Genomic DNA, 1129 nt, shown 5'->3' on the forward strand with positions numbered 1-1129 from the left:
GTGGTTATGGAAATGATACTTTGTATGGTGGTACTGGAAACGATTTATTTGTCTTAGAAAACTTTAATAGTTCTGTGGCGGCGAAAAACCTAGACATCGTCACAGATTTTCAGAAGGGAGCAGACAAAATCGATCTGAGAACTCTTGGCATCAGTGACTTCAATACTATCTCACTTCTGACAGGTGAGGATACAGATAATAATGCGATAATTAGCACTCGCTATAACTTCTACAACGGCGATTATTATTATCGACTTCAAATCAATGGCATTCGTAAAAGTCAATTGCAAGCCAGTGATTTCATTTTCAATAGTGCAGTTATAAATGACACCATCAGCGGAACTGCGAACAATGATGATTTGTTTGGTGGTTTAGGTAACGATAGCCTGCTCGGTAATAGCGGTAATGACCGTTTATTTGGCGAACAAGGAGATGACAAGTTATCTGGTGGTTATGGAAATGATACTTTGTATGGTGGTACTGGAAACGATTTATTTGTCTTAGAAAACTTTAATAGTTCTGTGGCGGCGAAAAACCTAGACATCGTCACAGATTTTCAGAAGGGAGCAGACAAAATCGATCTGAGAACTCTTGGCATCAGTGACTTCAATACTATCTCACTTCTGACAGGTGAGGATACAGATAATAATGCGATAATTAGCACTCGCTATAACTTCTACAACGGCGATTATTATTATCGACTTCAAATCAATGGCATTCGTAAAAGTCAATTGCAAGCCAGTGATTTCATTTTCAATAGTGCAGTTGCAAATGACACCATCAGCGGAACTGCGAACAATGATGATTTGTTTGGTGGTTTAGGTAACGATAGCTTGCTTGGTAATAGCGGTAATGACCGTTTATTTGGCGAACAAGGAGATGACAAGTTATCTGGTGGTTATGGAAATGATACCTTGTATGGTGGTACTGGTAACGATTTATTTGTCTTAGAAAACTTTAATAGTTCTGTGGGGGCGAAAAACCTAGACATCGTCACAGATTTTCAAAAGGGAGCAGACAAAATCGATCTGAGAACTCTTGGCATCAGTGACTTTAATACGATCTCACTTCTGACAAGTGAGGATACAGATAATAATGCGATAATTAGCACTCGCTATAACTTCTATAA

1 protein-coding gene is annotated in these 1129 nt (G+C 38.6%); it reads left to right on the plus strand.

The window, feature by feature from the left end:
- Positions 1–1129, plus strand: a 1129-nt coding sequence (locus I8752_RS22850; RefSeq protein WP_318780885.1) for a calcium-binding protein, incomplete at both ends; no start/stop codon positions are given.

The sequence above is a fragment of the Dendronalium phyllosphericum CENA369 genome, assembly GCF_016056275.1.
GTDB classification, from domain to species: domain Bacteria; phylum Cyanobacteriota; class Cyanobacteriia; order Cyanobacteriales; family Nostocaceae; genus Dendronalium; species Dendronalium phyllosphericum.